The organism is Nocardia sp. JMUB6875 (assembly GCF_041154655.1).
Lineage (GTDB): Bacteria > Actinomycetota > Actinomycetes > Mycobacteriales > Mycobacteriaceae > Nocardia.
In genome coordinates this window covers 46659-72144 of sequence record NZ_BAAFGR010000003.1, presented here as the reverse complement: position 1 = coordinate 72144, position 25486 = coordinate 46659, and the positions used below count along the sequence as shown (strand labels likewise).

At 66.2% G+C, this 25486-nt stretch carries 30 protein-coding genes; 18 read left to right on the top strand and 12 right to left on the bottom strand.

Translation table 11 applies throughout. The annotated features are described in order from the left end of the window. The first annotated feature begins 8 nt into the window (after positions 1–8). Positions 9–782, top strand: a complete 774-nt coding sequence (locus ACAM49_RS01550; RefSeq protein ID WP_369633675.1) for a DUF1206 domain-containing protein — start codon at positions 9–11, stop codon at positions 780–782. 18 nt (positions 783–800) lie between these two features. Here the strand turns inward: ACAM49_RS01550 and ACAM49_RS01545 are convergent, their stop codons facing one another. The 3 genes from ACAM49_RS01545 to ACAM49_RS01535 form a co-directional block, all read right to left on the bottom strand. After that, a complete protein-coding gene (locus ACAM49_RS01545; RefSeq protein ID WP_369633633.1) occupies positions 801–1247 on the bottom strand; it encodes a hypothetical protein in 447 nt (148 codons plus the stop codon). A 194-nt stretch (positions 1248–1441) separates the two neighbouring features. Then, positions 1442–1852, bottom strand: a complete 411-nt coding sequence (locus tag ACAM49_RS01540) for a lipopolysaccharide assembly LapA domain-containing protein (RefSeq protein WP_369633632.1) — start codon at positions 1850–1852, stop codon at positions 1442–1444. Positions 1853–2012: 160 nt separating this feature from the next. Then, positions 2013–2576 (bottom strand): hypothetical protein, encoded by a 564-nt coding sequence (locus ACAM49_RS01535; RefSeq protein ID WP_369633631.1) that lies wholly within the window; start codon positions 2574–2576, stop codon positions 2013–2015. Between the two features lie 114 nt (positions 2577–2690). Here ACAM49_RS01535 and ACAM49_RS01530 point away from each other — a divergent pair, with 114 nt between their 5' ends. Beyond that, on the top strand, positions 2691–2882 hold the full coding sequence (locus ACAM49_RS01530; RefSeq protein ID WP_369633630.1) for a heavy-metal-associated domain-containing protein: 192 nt from the start codon (positions 2691–2693) through the stop codon (positions 2880–2882). 237 nt (positions 2883–3119) lie between these two features. On the opposite strand, the gene ACAM49_RS01525 is transcribed toward ACAM49_RS01530, so the two are convergent. Then, a complete protein-coding gene (locus tag ACAM49_RS01525; protein ID WP_369633674.1) occupies positions 3120–3479 on the bottom strand; it encodes a chemotaxis protein CheB in 360 nt (119 codons plus the stop codon). A gap of 255 nt (positions 3480–3734) precedes the next feature. Here ACAM49_RS01525 and ACAM49_RS01520 point away from each other — a divergent pair, with 255 nt between their 5' ends. Both ACAM49_RS01520 and ACAM49_RS01515 read left to right on the top strand, forming a co-directional pair. Next, positions 3735–4031 carry a hypothetical protein gene (locus ACAM49_RS01520; protein WP_369633629.1) on the top strand — a complete coding sequence of 99 codons (297 nt, stop codon included), beginning with the start codon at positions 3735–3737 and terminating at the stop codon, positions 4029–4031. A 90-nt stretch (positions 4032–4121) separates the two neighbouring features. Continuing rightward, positions 4122–5327 (top strand): AI-2E family transporter, encoded by a 1206-nt coding sequence (locus ACAM49_RS01515; RefSeq protein ID WP_369633628.1) that lies wholly within the window; start codon positions 4122–4124, stop codon positions 5325–5327. A 4-nt stretch (positions 5328–5331) separates the two neighbouring features. Here ACAM49_RS01515 and ACAM49_RS01510 read toward each other — a convergent pair whose 3' ends face one another. The 3 genes from ACAM49_RS01510 to ACAM49_RS01500 form a co-directional block, all read right to left on the bottom strand. Then, complete coding sequence (locus ACAM49_RS01510) at positions 5332–5934, bottom strand: DUF899 family protein (RefSeq protein ID WP_369633627.1); 603 nt, start codon at positions 5932–5934, stop codon at positions 5332–5334. Positions 5935–6111: 177 nt separating this feature from the next. Then, complete coding sequence (locus ACAM49_RS01505) at positions 6112–6306, bottom strand: hypothetical protein (protein ID WP_369633677.1); 195 nt, start codon at positions 6304–6306, stop codon at positions 6112–6114. Between the two features lie 764 nt (positions 6307–7070). Continuing rightward, positions 7071–7883 carry an RNA polymerase sigma factor SigF gene (locus ACAM49_RS01500; protein ID WP_369633626.1) on the bottom strand — a complete coding sequence of 271 codons (813 nt, stop codon included), beginning with the start codon at positions 7881–7883 and terminating at the stop codon, positions 7071–7073. Between the two features lie 317 nt (positions 7884–8200). Here ACAM49_RS01500 and ACAM49_RS01495 point away from each other — a divergent pair, with 317 nt between their 5' ends. The 3 genes from ACAM49_RS01495 to ACAM49_RS01485 all read left to right on the top strand — a co-directional run bounded on the left by ACAM49_RS01495 (position 8201) and on the right by ACAM49_RS01485 (position 9665). Beyond that, the gene (locus ACAM49_RS01495; protein ID WP_369633625.1) at positions 8201–8866 is read left to right on the top strand and encodes a DUF998 domain-containing protein; all 666 of its coding nucleotides are present in this window, start codon (positions 8201–8203) and stop codon (positions 8864–8866) included. A 104-nt stretch (positions 8867–8970) separates the two neighbouring features. Then, on the top strand, positions 8971–9267 hold the full coding sequence (locus ACAM49_RS01490) for a hypothetical protein (RefSeq protein WP_369633624.1): 297 nt from the start codon (positions 8971–8973) through the stop codon (positions 9265–9267). 32 nt (positions 9268–9299) lie between these two features. Next, the gene (locus tag ACAM49_RS01485) at positions 9300–9665 is read left to right on the top strand and encodes a class I SAM-dependent methyltransferase (RefSeq protein WP_369633623.1); all 366 of its coding nucleotides are present in this window, start codon (positions 9300–9302) and stop codon (positions 9663–9665) included. Between the two features lie 200 nt (positions 9666–9865). Here ACAM49_RS01485 and ACAM49_RS01480 read toward each other — a convergent pair whose 3' ends face one another. Beyond that, complete coding sequence (locus tag ACAM49_RS01480) at positions 9866–10543, bottom strand: hypothetical protein (protein WP_369633622.1); 678 nt, start codon at positions 10541–10543, stop codon at positions 9866–9868. 533 nt (positions 10544–11076) lie between these two features. Between ACAM49_RS01480 and ACAM49_RS01475 the strand changes: the two genes are divergently transcribed. From ACAM49_RS01475 to ACAM49_RS01455, 5 genes are all read left to right on the top strand, one after another. Then, complete coding sequence (locus tag ACAM49_RS01475; protein ID WP_369633621.1) at positions 11077–11250, top strand: CsbD family protein; 174 nt, start codon at positions 11077–11079, stop codon at positions 11248–11250. A 96-nt stretch (positions 11251–11346) separates the two neighbouring features. Then, on the top strand, positions 11347–12057 hold the full coding sequence (locus ACAM49_RS01470; protein ID WP_369633620.1) for a TetR/AcrR family transcriptional regulator C-terminal domain-containing protein: 711 nt from the start codon (positions 11347–11349) through the stop codon (positions 12055–12057). Positions 12058–12090: 33 nt separating this feature from the next. Further along, positions 12091–12552: a DUF5994 family protein gene (locus tag ACAM49_RS01465; RefSeq protein WP_369633619.1), complete on the top strand. Its 462-nt coding sequence runs from the start codon at positions 12091–12093 to the stop codon at positions 12550–12552. 643 nt (positions 12553–13195) lie between these two features. Next, entirely contained in the window at positions 13196–13723 is a 528-nt protein-coding gene (locus ACAM49_RS01460) for a UPF0158 family protein (RefSeq protein WP_369633618.1), read from the top strand. A 71-nt stretch (positions 13724–13794) separates the two neighbouring features. Then, positions 13795–15249, top strand: a complete 1455-nt coding sequence (locus ACAM49_RS01455) for a plasmid pRiA4b ORF-3 family protein (RefSeq protein ID WP_369633617.1) — start codon at positions 13795–13797, stop codon at positions 15247–15249. Positions 15250–15678: 429 nt separating this feature from the next. Here ACAM49_RS01455 and ACAM49_RS01450 read toward each other — a convergent pair whose 3' ends face one another. The 4 genes from ACAM49_RS01450 to abaF all read right to left on the bottom strand — a co-directional run bounded on the left by ACAM49_RS01450 (position 15679) and on the right by abaF (position 18929). Further along, positions 15679–16266 (bottom strand): Fic/DOC family protein, encoded by a 588-nt coding sequence (locus ACAM49_RS01450; RefSeq protein WP_369633616.1) that lies wholly within the window; start codon positions 16264–16266, stop codon positions 15679–15681. Beyond that, positions 16263–16574 (bottom strand): hypothetical protein, encoded by a 312-nt coding sequence (locus ACAM49_RS01445; RefSeq protein WP_369633615.1) that lies wholly within the window; start codon positions 16572–16574, stop codon positions 16263–16265. Before ACAM49_RS01445 ends, ACAM49_RS01450 begins: the two co-directional genes overlap by 4 nt. A 258-nt stretch (positions 16575–16832) precedes the next feature. Beyond that, a complete protein-coding gene (locus ACAM49_RS01440) occupies positions 16833–17495 on the bottom strand; it encodes a GntR family transcriptional regulator (RefSeq protein ID WP_369633614.1) in 663 nt (220 codons plus the stop codon). A 48-nt stretch (positions 17496–17543) separates the two neighbouring features. Further along, complete coding sequence (gene abaF / locus ACAM49_RS01435; protein ID WP_369633613.1) at positions 17544–18929, bottom strand: fosfomycin efflux MFS transporter AbaF; 1386 nt, start codon at positions 18927–18929, stop codon at positions 17544–17546. Between the two features lie 174 nt (positions 18930–19103). On the opposite strand from abaF, the gene ACAM49_RS01430 reads away from it, so the two are divergent. From ACAM49_RS01430 to ACAM49_RS01405, 6 genes are read left to right on the top strand one after another with little or no spacing between them, the layout of a single operon-like run. Beyond that, positions 19104–20015, top strand: a complete 912-nt coding sequence (locus ACAM49_RS01430) for a dihydrodipicolinate synthase family protein (RefSeq protein ID WP_369633673.1) — start codon at positions 19104–19106, stop codon at positions 20013–20015. Further along, complete coding sequence (locus ACAM49_RS01425; RefSeq protein ID WP_369633612.1) at positions 20012–21475, top strand: aldehyde dehydrogenase family protein; 1464 nt, start codon at positions 20012–20014, stop codon at positions 21473–21475. Before ACAM49_RS01430 ends, ACAM49_RS01425 begins: the two co-directional genes overlap by 4 nt. Next, on the top strand, positions 21472–22692 hold the full coding sequence (locus tag ACAM49_RS01420; RefSeq protein ID WP_369633611.1) for an NAD(P)/FAD-dependent oxidoreductase: 1221 nt from the start codon (positions 21472–21474) through the stop codon (positions 22690–22692). The genes ACAM49_RS01425 and ACAM49_RS01420 overlap by 4 nt, the downstream gene beginning before the upstream one ends. Continuing rightward, positions 22689–23003, top strand: a complete 315-nt coding sequence (locus ACAM49_RS01415) for a (2Fe-2S)-binding protein (RefSeq protein WP_369633610.1) — start codon at positions 22689–22691, stop codon at positions 23001–23003. Before ACAM49_RS01420 ends, ACAM49_RS01415 begins: the two co-directional genes overlap by 4 nt. Then, entirely contained in the window at positions 23000–24466 is a 1467-nt protein-coding gene (locus ACAM49_RS01410; RefSeq protein WP_369633609.1) for an FAD-dependent oxidoreductase, read from the top strand. Before ACAM49_RS01415 ends, ACAM49_RS01410 begins: the two co-directional genes overlap by 4 nt. Further along, the gene (locus ACAM49_RS01405) at positions 24466–25467 is read left to right on the top strand and encodes a proline racemase family protein (RefSeq protein ID WP_369633608.1); all 1002 of its coding nucleotides are present in this window, start codon (positions 24466–24468) and stop codon (positions 25465–25467) included. Before ACAM49_RS01410 ends, ACAM49_RS01405 begins: the two co-directional genes overlap by 1 nt. Positions 25468–25486 lie beyond the last annotated feature (19 nt).

The window sequence follows — 25486 nt, the reverse complement described above, 5'->3', positions numbered from 1 at the left end:
CGGGCGGGCTGGAGACTCTGGCGCGGGTAGGTTTCATCGCACGGGGAATCGCCTACATCGTGATCGGCGTCCTCGGGATCATGCTGGCCTTCGGCATAGCCCGCCACGAGCCCGAACGCGCCGGAGCGTTGGAAGCGATCGCCACCAAACCGCTGGGCTACCTGCTGCTGTGGATCGTGGTCATCGGCTTCGCCGGGCTCGCCCTGTGGCGCCTGACCCAGGCCGCCGCGCGACTGCACCGGTCGAACGGGCATCGCCTCTACGCCTTGGCCGCCGGAATCGGCTACACCATCGTCTTTTTCAGCACCCTCATGTTCGTGATCCGCGGTCGCACTCCCGACTCCAGCGACGCCGCCGCCCATGACCTGACTGCCCGGATACTGAGCTGGGACGGTGGCCGGGTGGTCCTCGTACTGATCGGCCTCGCCATCGTCGCCGTCGGTATCTCGCTGGCGTTGCGCGGTCTGCGGATCGAGTTCACCGAGAACCTGCGCATGGGCTGGATGACACGATCCGCCCAGGATCTGGTGGTGTGGCTCGGCCGCATCGGCTACGTCGCCCGGGGTGTGGTCGTCGCCGCTATCGGCATCGCCGCCCTGGTGGCCGCTCTCACCTACGATGCGGCCAATGCCAAGGGTGTCGACGGAGTGCTGCGCGAGTTCGCCCAGACAGCCTTCGGGCCTTGGCTTCTCATCCTGATCGCCCTGGGACTGATCGCCTTCGGCGTCTTCTCGTTCCTCGAGGCACGCTGGCGCCGAACCTACGGCGGCATCCCCGTCTGATCAGGCGGCCCCGAATCCTCAACCGACCGTGACGATCTCGTCGACGGTCGCGAGCACCGGCTGATGTCGAGGCCACCGCAGACCTCGAACCTCCGCGCCGTCCGCGATGAAGCGTTCCCAGTCCAACCGGTCGGCCAACTCGTCGTAGTAGAGCTTCGCCACGACTCGCGACGCCTCGCCGTGCCGGTATTGCTCCGCACCCTCGTCGGCGTCGGCGGCGTGACCGAGATCGATAACGAACGGATGCGTGCGCCCATCGGCATCGATCTGCCCGACCTCGCCTCCCGCGATCGTTCCACTGTCCGCGCCCGGTCCAGCGAATCCGGCGGCAACCGGAATCGGAACAAACGCCACCAGCAGACGGGCAGGTGTCCCGGGTGGACAACGATAGGTGCCGGTTATACGCACCAGATAGGGGGTGACCAATTTCGCCTGCGAGTCGACGGTGACCCTCGCCGGGCTCACGACACCTGGGTGAGAACCGCGAAGATCCTCGGACATGGAATCCCCTCGAATGTACGGGATTTGATTCGACCACCGTGCGCTCGGGATGTTTCGGATAGCCGTATCGACGCGGTCCAGGTCAGGCCCGGCGCACAATCAAGCGTACCCTTCCACTCATCACTGAATATCGTTGTCGGACACTGCAATACAAACAATCACGTCCCAGACGTGTTCGTATGACCGATGGGTGGACTCGGGTGGAGTTTGCGGGGGCGGGTCAGGCGGGTCAGTTTCTGACGGAGCTGAATGATCCTGACTCCTCCGGCCACGGCCATGACCAGTAGTCCTGCGACCGCGGCAACCAGGATCGAGACCCCGACCGGCAGCACGAAATGCCATCCCAGAAATCCCAGCCGAACACTGGTCGTGTTCTGGACCACGAATACCAGCAGCACCACCAGGAAAACGCCACCAACACTCAAACTCACCCATACGCTGCCGGCCCTGGTCCGATCGATCCGGGTCGGCGACCGCTGAGGCTGTGGCTCGACCTGAGGTGACGGCGCAACCGGAATGTTGTCGGGCCCATTTTGCGCGAACGGCTCGTTATCGTCTGCCGACTTCACGATGACCTCCTCGTGTTCCCGGCGCCTATCCCTCCAGTGTGGCGCTTCCCCGGAGCCTGGGCTTGGCTTCAGCCCACAGCAATTTGTTGAACAAGGAGAACTGCGCAATGCTCGAGCGCTGCGTGATTCGGAAGATCGTAGGTCCGATCGGGTTCGATGCTCATGACAGTGCGTCCTTTTTCTGGTCGGGAATGTCACCGTCGAGCAGGTCCTGGAACAACTTCCGGTAGTGCACGATCGCCGCGCGCATCTCTTCGGTGGATACCTCGGCACCTTTGGTACGCGTCGCGACGTAGTGGGCAGCGCGATAGTGGTCGAGTGCCGCCGCGTGTTCGATGGATAGATCGGCGAGCTGCTGGTCGTAGCTCTCGGTGGGGTAGCCCCGATCGGCCATGATCGTGGTCACCAGCCGATCGGCCGCTGACATGGCATCGACTGGATTGTCGACGAATTCTTCTTGCACTCCGGCCCATTGGACGCGGTAGCGCTGCTTCTGCTCCGTGGACAGATCGCGCAGATCGAGCTCCGCATGCCGGTGCTCACGCGTGATCAGTTCACGTTCTCCGGACCGGCGGTGGTCCGCCTTGTTGATGGCCCGGTCGTATTCGGGCCCGAACCTGTCACGCAGCCGTCGGCTGCGCAACTTGGGCCGCAACACCAGCACGGCAGCCACGACCAAAATCACCACCGCCACAACAACAATCACCAAGCCTGCAGTGGACACCGGGTCCCCCTTCGACGAGCCAGTCCTGTCACACCGGTAATGCCTCGTCGTGAGGTGTCGAAACCGGGGTCAGGACGGCGGTTTCAACTACGTTCGACGGGTCAATCGCCGAACATGACGTACACCATCACCTTGCCCAATATCACGCGCGACGCCGCCTCCGCGGTCGAACAACGACTTCGCGGTCGCGACGGCATCGAGGACGTGAACATGAACCTGTCATCCGAAACCATCACTGTGAGAGCCACTCTCACCTACAGCGAAGTGCTGGATCTGATCCGGCAGGCCGGCGTGGCCGCGAATTGAACCCGAGCCGCAGACCAGTGCCCAAGGAAGCCCGCTGATGTCGAGAGCAGATCACCGAGGCCATCAAGGCTCGCGTGCGCGGCTTGGCCTCCCGTAGCCGAGGCTCCATACGACAGGACTTCCGCGGTGCCCGATACTGACACCCTGACCCTTACGGCACGTCGCCCTTCTGGACGAGTCTGCGGATCGCCGGGCCGATCTGCGCAATCGGTAGAACCAAGTCGACAGCTCCTGTGGCTACCGCCGCTCGGGGCATGCCGGCGAATTTCTCGCGGTCCCGGGATCCTGCGCGATGATGATGCCGCCGCGCGCGCTCACCGCGTCCACTCCCTTAGCGCCGTCGCTACCGGTGCCGGTCAGCACACAGACGATCGCTCGCGGACCGTAAACCTCGGCGACCGGTTCGAACAGCAGATCGGCTGACGGGCGCACGAAGCGCACACGCTCGCTGGCCGACAGTCTGAGGTGGCCCCTTGGTCCGATGAGGATGTGCCGGTCGGGTGGTGCCAGGTAAACGGTGCCCGCCTCGACGTGATCGTCGTTCTCAGCCAACTTGACAGCCAGACCTGTGGCGCGGGCGAGGATCTGGTCGAGGATCGTCGGATGACGCCAGTCGAGGAGGCGAGGGCAACAACGGCATACCGCTCCGATGACTGCTCTGGCCTCACACGTCGAGCTTATTCACCCGGAGCGGTCCGTTCGATGTGGGATGCACCCCGTTCCCGCACGGCTGGAAGTCGCGATCGCCCTACGGACCCAGCGAAGAATAAGCAGGCGTAGACCTACACCGTTGACATGGAGTTGGCGGAAGCGTGTACTGAAGTCAGCAATCTGCACCACTAGAGGTTCTTCATGATCACCGTTGTAGGTCTATTGGTCCTTGCCGCCGCCGTCATCGCGGGGCTTGCGGCAGTCTTCTCCACCGACGGTGACCCGCACGCATTGACCGGCGACTTCACCGTCGCGCGCTATCACGTCGCCGACAATGCCAGCCTGTTGTTGCTATGGGGCGCGATTGTCGGCCTCCTCACGCTGGTTGTGCTGGGGCGGCTGGTGATCGATGCCAAGCGGGCCAAGCATCGCGACGCGGAGCAGGCACACGGCCCGACCGCATCATCGATCTCACCGAGGGCAGCGGCATCGAAATGAACCAAGCCAAAAGCATTTTCGAAGATCACCGGTAGATTCCATCGCCCCGTCCGCATCGTGTGGTCCGGATCGTCACAACGGAGGCACACCATGATTGGGGACCGTGCACACGAACCGATCGACCGGCATGCGGTCGACGCGGCGGAGGCCGGCCACAGTGGCGCGGTCGCGCAACCGCACACCGCGGACGAGGGCGGGCAGATGATCGCCGCGGAGGCCGCGGCGGCGCGGGCCAGCACGCTGGAGAATCCGCTCGGTAAGCCGGGGGCGCGTTTCGATCGGCGCTCGCCGTTCATGATCGGCATGGCCGGTGCGGCCGGGGTGGCGGTGACGTTCGGCGCGATTCAGGCGGTGCTCGCGGTCGGGCAGGTGCTGGTGCTGATCACCATCGCGTTGTTTCTGGCGATCGGCCTGGAACCCGCTGTGTCGTGGCTGGTTCGGCCGTGGTTTCCGCGATGGGCCGCGGTGACGGCCGTGGCCGTGGTGGCCATGGGCCTGTTCGCCGGGTTTCTCGCGGCCGCGATCCCCCCGCTGGTGACACAGGGTGGTGCCCTGGTCCACAACGCTCCGGACTACGTCAGCCACCTTTCGCAGCGATATCCGCTCATCGGCATGCTCAACACCCGGTTCCATCTGCAGGACCGGCTCCAACAGGGCCTCGGATCCGATCCCGCGGGCCTGATCGGTGGTGTCCTGGGCGCAGGTCGCCTGGTGTTCAGCATTGTCAGCGACACGGTGATAGTCGCGGTACTGACCTGCTATTTCATGGCCAACTTCCCGCAGGTCCGGACCTATTTCTATCGGCTGTTCCCGCGCTCGCGGCGGCCGCGCGCGATCCTGATCGGCGATGAGATCTTCGTCAAAGTGGGCGGCTACATCCTGGGGAACCTGGTCATCTCCGTCATCACCGCGGTCCTGACCTTCGTCTGGCTGTCGATCTTCGGTGTGCCCTACCCGCTGCTGCTCGCCGTTCTGGTCGCCATCCTGGACCTGCTCCCCGTGGTGGGCTCCAGCATCGCCGGGATCATCGTCGCGCTGGTCGCGCTGACCGTGTCCCTGCCGATCACCGTCGCCACGGTCAGCTTCTTCATCGCGTTGCGCTTGGTCGAGGACTACCTGCTCGTACCCCGCATCATCGGCCGAACCGTGCAGGTTCCCGCGATAGTGACCGTCGTATCGGTCCTGATCGGCGCCGCGCTGCTCGGCATTGTCGGAGCGCTGCTCGCCATCCCGGTCGCCGCCGCGCTATTGCTGATAATCCGCGAAACGGTGCTGCCCTCCCTGGACGAACGATAGGCACTTACCCGCCGCGCGCGGTCAAGTCGAGCCAATAGCACCAATTACCAAGCGTTTCGGAGCGGAGAGCGAACATGGAGTAGCCATGGAACAGGCGAGCGCCCTCACGATGGAAGACACTCGGGCCCGATGCCATACTGCCGCGGTAGCTGTCGTCGCGCGCGGTGTGGAAGTCGTAGTTGAAGTCGCTGCTGAAGCAGGAATACCAGGGAAACCCCCAGCCTCGGCGCTCCTTGTACTTCTCGATAGCCGCCAGCGGCGCATGCGAGACCGCGACGAACGAGGTCTCACGGCCCCGTAAACGCGTGAGCAGATCGGCGGAAACCTCTTCGGCCGCAGCGCGGCAGCTCGTGCACTCCGGCTCGCCGTCCGGACCGAGCAGGAAGTGGCAGACCAGGAGGCGGCGCATGCCGAGGAACAGATCCGACAAGGTCGACCTGCCATCCGGTCCCTCGAACTCATATCCCTTGTCCAGCTTGATCATCGGCAGCCGCTGCCGCCGTGTCCCGACCGCGAGCCGGGCGCGAACGGCGGCTCTGTCCTGGGCCAGCACTTCCTCGCGGCCGACGAGCCATTCGCCGCGGGAAGCAACCTGCGGCAGGCTCATCGCGTCATCGGTCAGGGGTCGTTGTGAGGTCGAGGGCAGGGTCGCGTCAATTGTTCGCGGTGAACTCATCAGGGCGTTCCAGATGTGTCGGGATTGTGTGAATGGCGAGGCTGCGCCGGGCCCGTGTGGACTCGAGCGGTATGAGTCGCGGGCACGGACGCGCACACCGTCTCGGAATTACGTGCTGGGTTGCGGCACATCGACGTGGCATTCAGCGATCTTCGGGTTCATGCCGAGATAGTTGAGCGGCCCGGCGGCGACGGCGCCGATGATCAGCCACACGAACAGCAGCAGTGTGAGGATCCCGGCTATACCCGTGGTCGAGCGACTACCGCCGCGCATCCTCCGGCCCTCGTTCGCGTATGTTCTCATTTTCTAGCTCCGAAAGTTCAATGATGTAGTGCTGGTGCGGATTTCAAGCGAGCACCAGTCCAATGATGAGAACGACGACTCCGACAATGATCATGATGTGAAACCTAATTTTCGGAATACGTGACATGTCACGCGGCGATGGACGGAAGGGCCGATGGGAGCGCGGTTATCGACGTTGATCGCCACGTGGGTGCGATCGAACTGTTGGCCCACGCCGCATCCGCGGTTCGAGGGCAGGTTCGTCGGTCCCCTGCCCGGCGCCAGTGCCGGGTTCATCGTCCGCCGCATCGGCGCGCCGCTGGTGCAGTTGAAGTAGGTGGGACGGGTTGTGGTGTGCGCTCATCGTCGAAGCCTGTGCGCGGTCTGTCGCTTCTATCAGTAGACGCCACCCGAAGAGTGGTTGTCAACACCGTAGACCTACAGCATATTGCCGCACCGTAGCCTCGCCGATTCCATGTGCAGCCGAATGCCGAAATCAGCTGCGCAGGCGGTGAATCCGGCCGCCGCAGTGATCCGTGTCCCACTCGGATTCCGGAGACCACCCCCTGTTTCGCGTGGACGGTTCGGGCTATTCACGGTGAGGGACCGGCCCGGATTCAACCGAGCCGGGCAAGGCCAACCTCAAAGACTCGGGCGAGAAGGTCGAGGACGCCTTCCGCAAGTGATCTGACGGCACTGGCATCGGTTCGAGCGGGTAGCCACCTGCGGGCGGTCACCCGCTCGGAACATGTACGGCCCAAAGGCTGTCACCTGGGGTTGGTTGTTCAGTCGCGTAATGCCTGTTCGTGCAACGCGTTCAGCGTTCGGGACAGGATACGTGAGACCTGCATCTGCGAGACGCCGACAGATTCGGCGATCCGGACCTGCGACTGGGAGTCGAAGAACCGCATGCTCAGCACTTGGCGGTCGCGCTCGGGCAACGCCTCGATCAATGGCTTGACCGCCATGCGGTCCTCCACCGTGCCGAACTCCGATTGCTCTGCCCCGAGCAGGTCCAGCATCGCCGTCGACTCGTAGTCGTCGCTGGTGAAACACGCCTCGATCGAGAGGCTCCGGTAACCGTTGCCGGCGATGAGGGCCTGGGTGACCTCGACCGGATCGACATCGAGTTCCGCGGCGATCTCACCGGCCGTCGGCATCCGACCCAAGCGCTGAAACAGCACTTCGATCGCGGAACCCATACCGAGCTGAATTTCCTTGAGCCGCCGCGGCACTCGCACCGCCCAGGTGTAGTCACGGAAATGGCGGCGCACCTCGCCCATGATCGTCGGTATCGCGAAGGACAGGAACGGTGTGCCGTATTGCGGGTCGAAGCGGTCGATCGCGAGCATCATTCCCACTCGGGCGGTCTGCAGCAGATCCTCGAAGTTCTCACCCCGACCGACGTACTTACGCGCGATGTTCTCGGCCAGCGGCAGGCATCGGGTGATCAGCTCGTCGCGCAAGGGTTTTCGGCGCGGATCCACGGCATCCAGCACCGCGAGCCGGGCGAGCAACGGTTCGAGATTGTCGTAGCTGTCGGTGCCACGCGAACGGGGCGCCCTGACGGGCGAGGGACGTGTCGACCGATTGTTCATCGGTGCCTCGGATCCAGAAGAGATCGATGGCGGCCGACCAGCCCGGACATCGCAGTGCCGTACGGGATCTGGGCACATCGATCAAGTTGACGACGATCCCGAGCCTCTTCGCCCGGATGGTTGTGCTCTTCAGTAGACGCCATTCCGCGCCTGACGTCAACACCGTAGGTCTACACTAATTACAAGTGGCCCATCCGACCATCCCGGCAACGAGTACGAAGCCGCATCCTGTGCACACGATCAACCACACCGCCGAACGAACCGAGCAGCGATCGGACCCGGCGCAACACCACATCGCCACTCCCACAACAGCATTTGTGGACAGCAATCTTCGACATCTCGCCGCCGGAGGCGCATGGACCCTGGTATTCGCCTATCTGGTCGCCGAACTCCTCACGGCCACCGCGTGGAGGACCGGTTACAGCTTCCGCCACGACACGATCAGCGACCTCGGCATCACCACCTGCACACCGAACCTCTGCTCGCCACTGCACCTGCTCATGAACGCGACCTTCGTCGCGCTCGGCCTGCTGACCATCCTCGGAGCCCTCGGATTCCGCGACTTCCTTCCCCGCGGCACCCGCGGGTGGTCGGTCCTCGCACTCGCCGTGATCATCGGGCTCAGCACCGCCGCCACCGGCGTCTTCCCCTCCAACGACGGCATCGTCGTGCACGGGCTGGCTGTCTTGCCTGCCCTCGTGTCCCGGCATATCGTGCTGATTCTGCTGGCCGTCTGGCTGTGGAAACAACGCCGCCTCGCCGCGGTGTGGTCGGCATTGTGCGCATCGACCGGGATCACCGGCACGGTCCTGCTGACCATCGGACTGCAGGTCGGAATCACCGAACGCCTGGTGTTCTATCCACTGCCGACCTGGATGGCAGTCACTGGGGCGGCGATCGTGATCTCGCCCGTTCGACGGTCACTGCGGCACCGAAACCAAATACCCGCCAATCCGTTTGCCAATGTAGATCTGCATTGTTGAGACCAGGTTCGAGACGGCGTGTACTTGAAGGATCAGCGGATCGACGCCCGGACGCTGCGTGTACCGGGCCCGAGCCGCCGAACTTGTGCGAGGAGGACTGTCAAATGCACACCACCGCACCACGATCCGACCGCGGCTTCACGACAACGTCGGACGGGCGGGCCAGATTGGCAATCTTCGATCGCTTCGCCACGGCCATCGCGATCATCACCTTCCGCCACGTCGCGATGCTGCCGAACACTCAATCCCACGCAGACAAGGCCGTGCAGCAGAAACTCAACGCCATCGCCCACGCCCTCGCCGACTTCATGGGCGTACTCAGCACCGATCACCCCGAACTGAACCGGCACCGCGAGGAGCTCACCGCCGCTGTCAGCCTGGAAAAACAAGAATCGTCCTAACCATCAGCGCCGACACTCTATGCCGCACAACGATGCTCGACGCACGGACACCGCTGCCGGTGGCGGACGAGTCCGTGGATGCGGTATTCGCGCACATGCTGCTGTGTATGGCGTTGTCCACCAGCGAAATCCATGCGCTGGTCAACGAGATCCGTCGCGTCCTACGTCCGGGCAGCACCTTCGTCTACACCGTGCGCCATACCGGCGATCCACACTACGGAGTCGGAATCGCCCACGGGGACGACATTTTCGAGCACCACGGCTGTGCGGTGCACTTCTTCTATCGCCATCTCGTCGTCCAGCTCGCCGAGGGCTGGCGCTTACGCGACATCCGATCGTTCGACGAAGGCGAGCTGCCGCGCCGCATGTGGCGAATCACTCAGACCCTGACCAACTGAGACGAGTATCGGGGATAGCGAGATAGCGTTTCGTTCTCCGTGATGGCGGCAGCGCGGTCGGGCGATCCGCACAACGGGGTGGCCGTCGCGCGGATAGATCGATCGCCGCCGGGTATACGCCCGAAGAGAAACGCATCGAGTCGGCCGTGATCCAGTCCACCGGTGCGCCACCGGTCGAGATGGAGTTGCCCATGTCCGCATCAGGAGCAGTCCCGATGGAAGACCCGGAACCGAGCGCCGTCTCGCCCGTCGAGTTCGCCGATGCGCTCCTGCGAGCGGCCGCGAGCCCAGAGCGAATCGGTGCCATCCTCACCCGAATCCTGCAGGACCACAGCGATGTCGGACCGATCACCATCGGCCCGGGCGGACTCCTGTCCGCACAGATCGTGACGCGAACCGATCTCGCGAGAATCGACCCACACGAAACCGATCACTGCCAATTCGGTGTGCGCGTCCCGATGCTGCTGTGGCTCGACATCCGCCTCGGCGAGCTCACCGCACGCCTCATCGCCGCGGTCCACGTCAGCACTCGGATCACACTGGTACCCGATCGGCCCTGCGTCCTGGTCGTCCAGCACCAACCTATCCGGGCCGTCGATGTCGTCGTCAAGGCGGAAGGCCGAAATACGCTGGGCTGGATAATGACTCGGTTCGGCCTGCTCGGCATGTTCCTTGCCGCACAGGTTGCCGCCCAGGCGAATACTCTGCTCAGCCGACCGGATCTGGTCGAGTCCTCTCGCATCGACGTACTCGGCCTGATCGATCGCGCTTGGAACGCCGCACACGTCCTCGATGTCCCCTCCGGAGCCGCTTTCCACGCGTCGTAGCTCGGGCTTTCTGCCTCGAACAGGCCGTGTTGCTCTGATGCCGCCAATCACGGATAGCGTCGCGAATGCTGTCGAAGACCGCCAATGGCGGTACCGCGAGGAGATCGAATTCCGGGTGCTCTACGCCCATTTCATGGAGGACAGCCAATGCATGCTCGGCCGCCTGTTCTTCATGGAGCCGACTGACTGAGACATCAGCAGGTCGATCACATCGGTGCCGTTAGCCATGGACGGCCTCCCCCGGGATCACCGGGATCGGACCTGATTCGTACCTCCGGCGAGAAGATCCAGCCAACGCGACCAGCCATCGGCAGGTGCCCACTCACCCGGCGTCCAGCCCGCACCGACCCGCCGACCCAGACCAACGGCCAACAGCGCCGGTGGCTGACATAGATACTATCGGTTGGCCGCGCTCGGGAGGCAGTAAAACTATTGCGGGGCAAACGGTCTCATCGAGCACGGCTTGGCGAGTCCGGATACGTGCTCATGCTCGATCGATGTATACCTACACTGTTGACAGCCTCTCGTGTGCGGCGTTCACTGGAGGTACGTCCACGTCTCGGTGGACACCAAGGAAGGCCGCGATGAGTCTCAGCGAACGACTGTCACACCAAACCCAAGCCACCATGGGCGCCGTCAAGCGAATGCTCGGCCGCGCCACCGGAAACCCGCGCATGCACCGCGAGGGGCGGAGCGACCAAATCGCCGGGAACATCAAGAAGGCAGGCGACAGTCTCGGCGACGCCTTCAAGCGCTGACCCCACCGCGGCGCATGCCGCGCGATGGCCTGAAGGGTTCCGGCGTCGACCAAGAAAGGACGGTTGGCGTTCAGAACTCATACCAAGAGGTGCCGAATGAACGGAACGCGCGATGGGCCTCCGGGCGAGGGTCCGCGAACCCGCAACAGCCTGCTCACCCGGGCGGCGGTCCTGGCGGCCGCGCTCGAGATCATCGACGAGGACGGTGTCGATCGGCTGTCCATGCGCCGCCTCGGCGAGGTGCTCGGCCGCGATCCGATGGCGCTCTACCGGCATGCCACCAACAAGGCCGCGGTGCTCGACGGCGTCACCGAAATCGTGCTGGACCAGCTCACCGTCGACACCTCCGATCCGGACTGGCGCCACCAACTGCGACTGATCGCGCGCGACTTCCGCCGCCTCGCCGTCGACCACCCGAATGTGGTTCCGCTGCTGGTCACCCATCCCTTGGCCACCCCGCTCGGACTACGCCCGGTCGGCACTCTGCGGCCTCTGGAACACATCCTGAGCCTGCTCACGAAAGCCGACTTCACCGGAGCCGACGCCCTGCGCACCTATCGCGCCCTGTTCGGATTCCTCTACGGCCACGTTCTGACCGAACTGCAGGAAATAGTCGAACGGCCCGAGGAGTCAACCGATTTGCTGCGACTGGGCCTGTACCGCTTACCGATCGGCGAGTTTCCCTTGCTCCGCAGTCTCGCGTCGGACTTGGCCGCCTACGACGGTGTCGACGAGCTCGAACGTGGCCTCGACATCTTGCTCACCGGTCTCACCACCGCAATGCCACCGCCCCGAAAGAACCCCTGACATCGTCCGGAACCCCAGAGAGGGGTGTCGATAGTGACGTCACAACCAAACGAAACCAACCCGAGTCGGCAGGCGTCGGCGCCCGCCCACCGGCTGCGGCTCGATCTCGACGTCGATAGCACCGGATCCGTCGACGGATCCTGGCGGCCGCACAGCCGCGACCTCGCCGAGGATCTCCCCGGCCTGCTCGCCATACTGACACCCCGACTCGGCCCTATCCATCGAGTGAACTATCACCTCGACGAATGGGCCACCGCTCCAAGAAAGCTCGACTTCGGTGGACGGCAGGTACGGCTCGACGGCTACCGGCACATGGCCGCCCACACCCTCGAAGTCCTCGGCATCGACTACAGCACCCACCTGACCCTCCGGATCATCACAACACCCACCGACATCGAAATGACCGGCGCACAACAGCGTTGGGATTCCGAAGGCGGGGCCGCAGCGAACTACGAGGCAAGGGTCAACGCCCGGGACCAGGCAACGTTACGGTGAGCCGCATCGCCCTCCGTCCCGGACAGTCGAAACCGACCTAACCCAACAGCCAGAGCGCGCCGAAGATGGCGGCGTCAGAAACCGGAGCGAAGGTCTAGCTGTCCACGCCCGCCCAGCGTCACGCCCGCGCGGCGATAGAAGTTGGACAAGCGGCCTGGAACAGGATCAGAGGTAGAGCCACCGCTGCCTGCCACATGTGCCCACGTTACAGCTCTGGCCAGGGGCGATATTCCAGCCAGCGAACGAATCGAATGCCGGTCCCATCTATAACGAATCGAGTATTCTAGTGCCCATGAACACGAGCCTCAGGCTCGTGAACCGGGTTCATGTGTTCAAGTCCCGCCTCGCGCACAAAAGTTGTTGCACCACAGCATCTTTGGCGTCTCGGTCTGCCAAACACCCTGTATAGCAACGTTTTTGCGCCGAAGTGAGCGCCCGGCATTCGGCGGCTCCACGCACCACCGGTCAGGCAGCCGCATGAACCGTCGGACTACTCCCAGCTAACTCGACGCAATCTTGCCCGACCCGCAGTCGGCTCGCCACAACCGGCACGTTCATTCGGCCGCGCCGAGCAGGCTGGCCCCGACCGCACGCCCGGCTCCGACCCGGCGCACACCGCAGGTGAGTAGCCATACTCACCTGGATGATTCCGGCCCTCGTCCGAATCGGCGAACCCACCGTCGAGGGATATTCTGGCCGGGTGCCGAATCTCGACAAGATGAACCTGGACGAGATCGCGACCGCGCTGGCCGACCAAACCGATTACGAGCACCGCTGGTTGATCGACCCGCGGACCGGCGAGATCGCTTTCTGGACGGCCGACACAGGCATCGACGGCCGAACACCGGTCGATCTCGATGAATTGGATCTTGTTCCCATCGATCCGCTGCCCTCCCGCGTGTGGTACCGCGATATGGCTGATTTCGCCTCGGGGATCAGCGACGAGCAAGCCGGGCGCAGGCTCACCAGGGCCATCGACGGACGCGGCGCGTTCCGGCGGTTCAAGGCCGAACTGCACGACCACCACCCGCAACTGCTGTCCGCATGGCACGTCTTCCACGACACCCGAGCCAAACGCCGCGCCGTGGAATGGCTCGCGGATACCGCACTCGTCGACGACGCAGCCGCCGAACGCTTCCTGGCCGAACATCCAGATCCCGAACTGCCCTGACCACGGTCGCGGGAGACCGGCCGAACTCGGATACTGGACAAGACCGCCGCCCGCCTCGATAGGCTTTCCGAATGCATGGTGACGACCATCTCGGCCGTCGGCCGAATCCGTTCGACCGGTCGTTGTCGCGAAGGCAGCCGCGGCGTGGTGAGGTCCTCACCTACCGGGTCCGCGTCGACCTCGACGATACGAAACCGCCGCTGTGGCGGCGACTGGACCTGTCCTCGGATCTGTTCCTCGACGAACTACACGAAATACTCCAGACCGCATTCGGCTGGACCGACAGCCACCTGCACCAATTCGGCAGCGGGCCAGGCTATTACGACCCACGGACCGAGTACTACCTCTGCCCATACATGGCCGAGGACGACGAGCAACCCGGCGTGCCCGAGGAACAGGTCCGACTCGACGAACTGCTCACCGACACCGGCGACACCCTGTTCTACTGCTACGACTTCGGCGACGACTGGCTGCATACCATCACACTCGAATCGGTGCTGCCGCGTTCACCCGGCGCACCGGCGGCCGCCTGCCTCACCGGGCGGCGCCCGGGACCACCGGAAGACTGCGGCGGCGTCCACGGCTACGAATTGATCGCCGCCGCAACCGAGACCGAACATCCCGAGCATGCCGCCGCCCTTGCCGAATTCCACGACCTATACGGCGACGATGCCGATCCTTCGGCAGACCCGCCCACCCCGTTCGACATCGACGAAATCAACCGGGCACTCGCCAGTTTCGTCCGCCGGTCCACCACCGACGCGATCACCGAAGACCTCCCCGCGGCCGTGGCATCGGTCATCCACGCCGCGCATGGGATGCTCCGCCGCAAGCTCCTGACGATGGCCGGCCGAGCCCATATCGGTGCACCCACATTGGTGGATACCGCGGTCGCCGAACGAACTCTCCACCGCTACCTGCGGCTGCTCGACCACGTCGGGGAGGGCATCACCCTCACCAACGCCGGCTACCTGCCACCCAAGATCGTCGAGGCGCTCTACACCGAACTCGGGATGAGCTCCGAATGGATCGGCAAAGGAAACCGCGAAGACCAAACCTACCCGGTCCTGTCCCTGCGGGAATCCGCCCAATCCCTGGGCTTGCTGCGCAAACATCGCGGCCGACTGCTACCGACGACCAAAGCTCGTGCGCTGCACGGTAACCCGATGGAACTGTGGCGGTATCTGGCCCGGCGTGTACCCGCGCTACTGAAACAGCCTTACCATCAGCACGGCGGCCTGCTGTACCTGCTGGCGCTGGCCGCCGACGACACCGGCGATCCACAGGAATTCGTCGCACGCACCCTGCCCGCACTCGGCTGGATGATCGACCACGACCACTTCGACGCCGCCATCTACGACGCCACCCGGCCGGTTCGTTACCTCCTCACCCAACTCGGCCTGCTCACGTGGCAGCCGACAGAACTTTCCAACGTGGAGATCCCGACCAAGGCCGCACAAGCCTTCGCACGCACCGTGCTCACGGAATTGCCCAGGCAGAGCACTACCACCGCAAAACAGCGATGATTCACGGCAGCCGCAATCGCGCTGATCGAAGCCGCGCAACAGGGCCTGCGGGAGCGAGGGCTGGACATCACCGTCGAGGAGATCGCGGTACTTGCCGGGCTGAGCACCGGACCGACCCTAATCCCGTTGTGGCAGACGGTGACCGCGCACCTATGCTTCCTGTTCACCCAAGCCGTCGTCCGCGATGGCGCCACGTCCCCGGAATTCGCGGTGGACCCGACCTGCCAAGCAACCGCCGCGGTCCTGCGCCAACGCCTCGACAGACCCACGAGACAGTGACGACAGCGGCGGCACTTCGCCGCCGTTCATTCGAACGCCACCGGCTGGCGCTGCTTGACGACTGAAGGTAGGCCAGATGCAAGTGCGAATTGCGATCAGGTGCGCAACCTTCCGACGAGACCCGACAGATCGCGTCTCGATGACGCTAGGTCAGTCAGAGGCACCGGATGGGCGCACGAGCGAGTCGAGCAACGTGTGCAACGGGTCGTTGTCGCCGCGCAATGACGCCATCGATGCGTGAACATTCTCCCCGGGATCAAGTCTGGACCAGTCGATCACCCAACCGGCCTCGCGGCCCAACTGATGAAAAAAGGCACGCTGGGTGCGCCCGTTGCCCTCGCGGAACGGATGGATCGCGTTGACTTCGGCCAGATAGTGCGTCAGCTTCGCGACGAAACCGGCTCGGTCCAACCCGCGGAGGTACCCGTCGGTCGCGAGTGCGGCGAACACCTCCGCCGCGTAGCTCACGATATGACGCGGAAGGCAGAACGGATCCGACTTGGCGATCCCGACAACCCGCACCTCCCCGGCCCACGGATATACATCACCGAAAATCTCCCGATGGAATGCGCACATGTGCGCCAAGTCGTATCGCCCCGGTACCGACCGCAGACCGAGATCGGCCAGTGCGGCCAAGCTCAGATCCGCTTCCACCTGTCGCAACAATGCGGCATCCACGATCCCCAGGCGGTTACGCAATACGCCCGATTCCGGGTCGATGTACGGGTCAACCGTCATGCGGCGCCGTGCAGACTCCGGACCAACTCCCGCATCCGCGACGTACTGATCTCGCCTCGCGCCCACTGCGCCATGATCACTTCGGCAGCGGGGCTCGCCGACTCGCCTTCCGCCCGCACCGACGCAGCCGCCTGAGCCAAGGATCGCGACCGCTCCGCAGTCAGCTCCTCGAACACTTCGAAAGGCACCATCACCGCCTCGGTCTTGCGATGAGACCCAACCCCCACAGGTCGGCTGTCACCTTTACGGAACCGCGCCAACAGACCCGAGAGCTGCTCCCGAGCTTCCCGCACCGACAAGGTTTCCATGAGAATAGTGTACCCAAATGTGTACACAATTGGCGACCGTTCAACTGGACGATCCACGAGAGTTCCCGGATGCCACCGCGTATTCTAGTGCACATGAACACGAGCCTCGGGCTCGTGAACCGGGTTCATGTGTTCAAGTCCCGCCTCGCGCACAACTCGAACACCCTCCCGCGGCAGTCGTGCCACGGGAGGGTGTCGTATTCCTCTCCAGCTTCGCGCACAGCCGCGAGCATCCTCTCGGCAAACCCTGTGCGGGGCTTACTCTTCGGGCTTGGCCCAGCGGCCGCGGGCCTGCTGGATGTGAGCGCGCAGGAAACGTTCGACGGCGTCCTGGTCGCGGGATTCCAGGAGGTCGACGATGGTGAGGTGTTCGCGGGCGACGTCCACCAGTTCGCCCTTCTTGGCCAGGGAGGCGAGGCCGAACAGGCGGGTGTGGTCGCGCAGGTCGGAGACCAGGGCGTTGAGGCGGGGGTTGTCGGCGTAGCCGAGCAGTGTGAGGTGGAAGATCTGGTCCGCGGCAGTGTATTCGACCAGGTCGCCGCCCTCCGCCCCCTCGACGATCTTTTCCGCGAGGGAGCGCAGATGCGGGAAGTCCGCGTCGGGGATCAGCGGGGTGACCTCGCGGACGACCGGCGGTTCGAGCAGCAGGCGGATGCGGGTGATGTCGTCGAGATCCTTCTCGGCGACCTCGGTGACGCGAAAACCCTTGTTGGGCACGATCGAGATGAGGTTCTCGCGGGCCAGATCCTGCATCGCCTCGCGGACCGGAGTGGCCGACACTCCGAAGCGCGCACCCAGGGTCGGAGCGGAGTACACCACGCCGGGTTCCATTTCACCGGCGATGATGGCCGCGCGCAGGGCCCGCGAGACCTTGTCGCGCAGGCTGACCTTTTCCACCTGGGTGAACTGGTCGATACTCACGTGCTCACCCCTGCCCAGGATTGTCCGACTCGATCGATTCACGACAGTCTATGCCATGTCACGTGGCATAGACTTCGTCCGGGTCGGCGCGGCGTCGGCGTCGACCGACCACAGGGACTTGCCCACGGTCTCCTCGGCCAGGCCGACCGCCACGACCGAGATCGCCGCGGCGGCAACCAGATACAGCGAGATCGGCACCGAGCTGTGGAAATGGTCGAACAGACTGATGGCGATGAGCGGGGCCAGTGATCCGGCCAGGATCGGGGCGACCTGATAGCAGAAGGACAGCGCCGTATAGCGCACGCGAGTGGGAAACATCTCGGTCATGAGGGCGGAATACGGTGCGTAGGTGCATGATTCGATGGCCAGACCGACGGTGATGGCCACGATGATGAGCGCGTAGTTCCCGGTGTCCATGAGCGGGAAGGCAGCGAAACCCCAGCCGGCGGTGAGCACGGCGCCGGTGAGGTACACCGGCCGCCGACCGATCAGGTCCGACAGCAGACCCGCCGCCGGAATCATGAAGAAGTGCAGCAGGTGTGCCACCAGCATGAGCGCCAGGATCGGCGCGGTGTCCACGTGCACGGCCAGCTTGAGGTAGGTGATCGAGAAGGTCACCACCAGGTAGTAGAGGATGTTCTCGGCGAACCGCGCGCCGATGCCGATGAGGACCTGCCGCCAGTGGTGGCGCAGCACCTCGACGATGCCGAGCGCGTGCCGCCGGTCGGCATCGGAACGCTGTTGCGCCGCAAGGAATATCGGCGCGTCGTCGACGCTGGAGCGCACCCAGTAGCCGACCAGCACCACAACGGCCGAGAGCCAGAAGCCGATGCGCCACCCCCAGGACAGGAACTGCGCCTCGGACAGATTCGCCGACAGCACCAGCATCACCACGGTCGCCAGCACGTTGCCCAGTGGCACGCCCGACTGCGGCCAGCTGGCCCAGAACCCGCGCCGGTCATCCGGACTGTGCTCACTGACCAGCAGCACCGCCCCGCCCCATTCACCGCCGAACGCGAAGCCCTGGATCAGGCGCAGGGTCACCAGCAGCACGGGCGCCCAGTAGCCGATCACGGCGAAGGTCGGCAGGCAGCCCATCAGGAAGGTGGTGATGCCGACGACCACCAGGCTCAGCTGCAGCAGCGCCTTGCGCCCGACGCGATCGCCGAAGTGCCCGAACAGGATTCCGCCGAAGGGCCGGGCCAGGAATCCGACCGCGTAGAGCGCGAAGGCCGCGATGACGCCGTCGATGGCATTGCCGCCGGAGCGGAAGAACACCTGACCGAAGACCAGCGCGGAGGCCGTCCCGTACAGGAAGAACTCGTACCACTCGGCGACCGCGCCGGCCATGGCCGCGGCCACGATCCGGCGCAGTCCGGCGGGCGGGCCCGAATCGGCTTGCTGGGCGGTCGCGGAGTCGTCTAGAGCGGTCATGATCCACCTTCATCAGTGATGTGTGACATTGCACCATAGGGTGGTGACCCGGATCACGCAAGCGGTTGACCGGGCATCACTCCATCACTTACCTTCAGTGCAATGTCACACATCACATGGTGGCAGGCGGCCGGGGCGCTCTCCCCCGGAACTTCTGACCTGATGGAGACTCGGATGTCCGAAACCACCACGACGTCGGCGAACAAGCCCTGGCACGGGGTGATCGTCGCGACCACCCTGCCGTTCACCGAGGACCTCTCGGTCGACTACGACGCCTACGCCGAGCACGTCCGGTTGCTGGCGGCCAATGGCTGCCACGGTGTGAGCCCCAACGGCTCGCTCGGTGAGTACCAGACCCTCGATGACACCGAGCGCGCCCGGGTGGTGACCACCGCCATCGAGGCCGCGCCGCAAGGCTTCTCGGTCATGCCGGGCATCGCCGCCTACGGTGCGCTGCAGGCCCGCAAATGGGCCGAGCAGGCCGCCGCGGCGGGCGCGGAATCGGTCATGCTGTTGCCGCCCAACATCTATCGCGGCAATCGGGAGGTCGTGCTCGACCACTATCGGACCGTCGCCGCGGTCGGCCTGCCCATCGTGGCCTACAACAATCCGATCGACACCCGCATCGACCTGACCCCCGACCTGCTGGCCGAACTGCACGCCGAGGGGCTGATCGTGGGCGTCAAGGAGTTCACCGGCGATGTCCGGCGCTTCTACGAGATCAAGGAACTGGCACCGGAACTCGACGTGCTCATCGGCTCCGACGACGTGGTGCTGGAACTGGGCATCGCGGGCGCGGTCGGCTGGGTGGCCGGATACCCCAACGCCATTCCGCAGGTGACCGTGGAGCTGTACAACGCGGCGGTCAACCGCGACCTGGACAAGGCGCTACCCCTGTACCGGGACCTGCACCCGCTGCTGCGCTGGGATTCCAAGACCGAGTTCGTGCACGCCATCAAGTTGTCGATGGATCTGGCCGGACGCCCCGGCGGGGCCTGCCGCCCACCGCGCATTCCGCTCGCATCCGAACTGATCGCCAAGATCACCGCCGACACCGAAGCGGTGCTGGCCAAGGGCTACCGATGATCGACACGACAGCCGAAGCGATCGCCGACACCACGGCACTCGAGGTCGATGCCGTGGTCGAGGCCGCGGCCGCCGCCGCACCGGCATGGGCGGCGACGGGTGCGGCCGGACGTGCCCGGGTGCTGGACGGCATCGCCGACCGGCTCGACGCCCGGGCCGCCGGCCTGATCGCCCTGGCGCAGCGCGAAACCCGGCTGTCAGCGCCACGATTGACCGCTGAAATGCGGCGCACCACCTTTCAACTGCGCTTGTTCGCCGAGACGGTGCGCGACGGCCGCTATCTGGATGTCCGCATCGACACCGCCGATGCCGAGTGGCCGATGGGTGCGCCCCGGCCGGATCTGCGCCGGATGAAGGTTCCGCTCGGCCCGGTCGTCAATTTCGCGGCCAGCAACTTCCCGTTCGCCTTCTCCGTCGCCGGTGGCGACACCGCCGCGGCCCTGGCCGCCGGTTGCCCGGTGATCGTGAAGGCGAGCCCGGGCCATCCGGCGCTGTCCCGGGCCGTCGGCGCGATCATCGCCGAGGCGCTGGACGAATACCGGTCCCCGCGTGGAGCTTTCGGACTGATCTTCGGACTCGACGCGGGCGTGCGTGCGCTGACCCATCCGGCCGTGGCCGCGGCGGCGTTCACCGGCTCCGGCAAGGGCGGGCGGGCCCTGTTCGACATCGCGAACGCCCGCCCGGTACCCATCCCGTTCTACGGTGAAATGGGTTCCGTCAACCCGGTTTTCGTCACCGCCACGGCCGCACGGAACCGGGCTGCGGAGATCACCGCCGGACTGCTGGGCGCGCTGTCGGCCAGCGCCGGCCAGCTGTGCACCAAGCCGGGGCTGATCGCGATCCCGGTGGGGTCACCGCTGCTGGACGAATTGGCGCGGTCGGCACCCGAACCGACCGGGGACATGCTCAATGGCGCGATCGAAGCCGGATTCATCGGGGCCGTCGAGCAATTCCGCGACCACCCCCGGGTCCGGATCCTCAGCGGCGGTGCGGCGGGCCGGACCCTGCTGCTGACCACCACCGCCCAGGACGTCCTCGCCGATCCGGAAGCGCTCATCCACGAGATGTTCGGCCCGGCAGCGCTGATCGTGACGTACCGCGACACCACCGAGCTACTCGAGCTCGCTCGCACGGTCGGCGGACAGCTGACGGTTTCGGTCTTCGGCGAGGAGGCCGACGCCACCGCGACCGTGCTCGTCGCCGAGGGTGTCGCGAGCGCGGGCCGGGTGCTGTGGAACAGCTGGCCCACCGGGCTCTCGGTGACCTACGCGCAACAGCACGGCGGTCCCTACCCGGCGACGACCGCGCCCACCGCGACCTCGGTGGGCACCGCCTCGCTCGAACGGTTCCTGCGCCCGGTGGTGTTCCAGTCGATGCCTCAGGACCTGTTACCGCCGGAACTGCGCGACGACAACCCGCTGTCCGTGCCGAGATCGGTGAACGGAGCTCGGGCGCAATGACATTCGACGACCCCGGCACATCGTCCGTGAGGGGGACCGATGTGCTCATCATCGGCGGCGGCGTGATCGGCTGCGCACTGGCCGACCGGCTGACGCTGGCGGGCCTGACGGTGCGGGTCTGCGAGGCGGGCGGGGTGGCGTCGGGGACCACGGCGCACGGCGAGGGCAATGTGCTGGTCTCCGACAAGGGTCCGGGTCCGGAGTTGGAGCTCGCGCGACTGTCGCGGCGGCTGTGGCCGGAGACGCTCCAGCGGATCGGCGAGCGGCTGCCCGCGGCCGTCGCCGCCGTCGAATGGGATCCCAAGGGCGGCATAGTCGTCGCCACCACCGAGGACGGGGCGGCCACGCTCGCAGCCTTCGCCGATGGCCAGCGGGCGGCCGGTGTGCGGTGCGAGGCGCTCGACGCGGCGCAGCTCACGGCGGCCGAGCCCGCGATCACCCCGTCGGCCACCGCTGCCGTCCACTACCCCGAGGACGCGCAGGTGCAGCCGGTCGCCGCGGCGACCGCCCTGCTCGCCGCGGCGACCACGGCCGGGGCGATCGTCGAAACCCGTTGTGCCGTCACCGGTTCGATCGTCGGCGGCGGGCAGCTGCTGGGGGTGCGGACCACCCGCGGCGACCGGTTCGCCGACGTGGTGATCAATGCCGCCGGGCCGTGGTCGGGCACCGTCTCGCGGGTGCTGGGCGCACCGATCGCGGTCAAACCGCGCCGCGGCGACGTGCTGATCACCGCTCCCCTGCCGCCGACCGTCTTCCACAAGGTCTATGACGCGGACTACGTCGGCGAGGTGGGCAATTCGGCGGCGGGCCTGCAAACCTCGACCGTGGTCGAGTCCACGCGCGGCGGGCCGCTGTTGCTGGGCTCGTCGCGGCGGCAGGCCGGCTTCGACGACCGCATCCGTCCCGACAGCCTGGCAGCGATCGCTCGCAAGGCCATGCGCCTGTTCCCGGTGCTCGCGGACGTGGCGATCATGCGCGCCTACGGCGGTTTCCGGCCCTATGTCGACGACCACCTGCCGGTCATCGGCCCGGATCCGCGCCTGCCCGGGCTGTGGCACGCGACCGGGCACGAGGGCGCGGGCATCGGGCTCGCCATCGGGACGGCGCAACTGGTCGCCACAGCCTTGACCGGCGAGCCGGGCCGGTTCGACAGCACCGCGTTCACCGTCGACCGACCGGCGGTCCTCAACCCGACGACGGAGTACGTATCACCATGAGCCCCTTCCTGATTCCCCCCGACCGTGACCGCCTCGGCCGCGCGGACCGGCCGCTGACCATTGTCGCCGACGGCGTCGAGGTGGCCGGTGTGCACGGTCAGACCCTCGCCACCGTGCTGCTCGCCGACGGCCGCGTCCACTGGCGCACCGCACGCGATGGCGGCGGGCGCGGTGTGTTCTGCGGTATCGGCGTCTGTTTCGACTGTGTCGCGACCGTCAACGGGGTGCCGGATGTCCGCCTGTGCCGCCGACCCGCTCGCGACGGCGACACCGTCACCGGTCAGAGCCGAGCCGAGCGGGGTGCGCGATGAACCGGCACGTGGTGGTGATCGGCGGCGGTCCGGCGGGGACCGCGGCGGCCGCGGCGGCACTGCGCCAGGGCGCGCGCGTCACGCTCATCGATTCCAACGAGGCCTTGGGCGGCCAGTACAACCGGCGCATTCCCGCCGCCTACGGGATCCGGCGGCCGCTGGCCATCGGCCACGGATACGCCGCCGCCGAGCGGCGGGCGCGCCTGCTGCTCGAGCATCCGCGCTGCGAGTATCTCGCCCGGGCGGCGGTGTATCACCTGGAGCGCCACCCCGAAGGCGGTTGCCCCACAGTGCGATTGCTGATCGGAGTCGAGGGCGAGCGGCGAACTCACCGCGAGGTGCGCGGTGACGCCCTGATCGTCGCGACCGGCGCCTACGACCGGGTGTGCCCGTTCCCCGGCTGGGACCTGCCCGGGGTCTACACCGCGGGCGCGGCGCAGACGCTGGTGAAAACCCAGCGGCTGCTCATCGGGCGATCGGTGCTGGTGTCGGGCACCGGCCCCTTCCTGCTGCCCGTCGCGCACTCGCTGGCGCAGGGCGGCGCCGAGATCCGGGCGGTGCTGGAAGCGAATCCGGCTCGCCGGATTCTGCGGCACTGGGCCGCCCGGCCGTGGGAGCTGCGGCACAGCGCGGGCAAGGCGGCCGAGCTGATCGAGTACGCGAGTTCCGGTCTGCGCCATCGGATTCCGCTGCGCACCTCGAGCGCGGTGATCGCCGTCGCGGGCAACGGCCGCGTGGAGGAGGCGACGGTGGCCCGGCTCGACGAACACTGGCGGCCGATCCCGGGCAGCGAAACGACCGTCGCGGTGGACGCGGTCGCCGTCTCGCACGGCTTCAGCCCGCAGCACGAACTCGCGGTCGCCGCCGGCGCGCGGCTGAACGCGGACGGCTTCGTCGAGGTCGATCGCGATCAGCGGACCAGCGAGGAAAAGGTCTGGGCCGCAGGGGAAATCACCGGAATCGGCGGCTCCCAGGCCGCCGCTGTCGAGGGAGCCGTGGCCGGAATCGCCGCGGCGGGCGGCGATCCGGACGCCGAGCGTGGCCTGCGCGCTCGGCACCGCACCGCCCGGCAGTTCATCGCCCGTCTCGCGGCCGCGCATCCGATCGGCGCCGCGGCGGCGCACTGGTCCCAACCCGGCACCGTCATCTGCCGGTGCGAGAACACCACCCGCGCCGAGTTGACCGCCGCCTGGGCCGGCGCGGCGGGCGACAGCTACCGCGCGGCCAAACTCGCCACCCGCGCCGGGCTCGGCCCGTGCCAGGGGCGCATCTGCGGGTCCGCCATCACCGCCTTGCGCACCACGCAGACCGCCGACGGTACCGGATCCGGTAACCAATGCCGCTACGGCACAGCCGATCTCGCCCCGTCCGGGCTGGCCGCCGCCACCCCCGCCTGGCGTCCGCTGGCCGCCGTCGTGCGCCTGCGTGAACTCGCCGAACTCGACACCGAAGGACAGTCCTGATGCACAGCAGCAGAATCATCTCCGCCATCGACACCCACACCGAGGGGATGCCGACCCGGGTGGTGACCGGCGGGGTCGGGACCATCCCCGGCAGCACCATGGCCGATCGGCGCGACCATTTCGTCGAAAACCTGGACGGGCTGCGGAAATTCCTGGTCAACGAGCCGCGCGGGCACGCGTCCATGAGCGGGGCGATCCTGCAACCCGCCACCACCGCCGACGGGCACTACGGCGTGCTGTTCATCGAGGTGAGCGGGCTGCTGCCGATGTGCGGGCACGGGACCATCGGTGTCGCGACCGCGCTGGTGGAGGCGGGCATGGTGCCGGTGACCGAACCGGTCACCGAGATCCGGCTGGACACACCCGCCGGGCGCGTCGTGGCGAGCGTGAATGTCACCGCCGGTCACGCGGATTCGGTGGCGTTGCGCAATGTGCCGTCCTACTGCGACAGCCTCGACAACGACGTCGAGGTGCCGGGAATCGGCGCGGTTAGCTACGACATGGCCTACGGCGGAAACTTCTACGCCATCGTCGATCTCGGCAAGCTCGGGCTGCCCTTCGACCGCGGCCACCAGGATCGGATTCTGGACGCCGGTCTGCGAATCATGCACGCCATCAACGAGTCCCGTCGCCCGGTGCACCGCGACGACGACCGGATCGGCGGGTGCAAGCACGTCCTGTTCCTGGACCCGGCCTCCGAGCCCGCGCACACCCGCAACGCCATGGCCATTCACCCGGGCTGGTTCGACCGCTCGCCCTGCGGTACCGGCACGTCCGCGCTGCTGGCCCGGCAGCACGCGCGGGGGCTGCTCTCCGGCGACCAGGTGCTGCGCAATGACTCCTTCATCGGCACCACCTTCTACGCGCGTGCGATCGAATCCACCAGCGTCGCAGGGCATCCCGCGATCGTGCCGGAGATCACCGGTCGCGCCTGGCTGACCGGCACCGCCAACTATCTGCTCGACCCGGCCGACCCGTTCCCCGAGGGCTTCGTCTTCTGAAGCCTCCCCCGTCCACCAC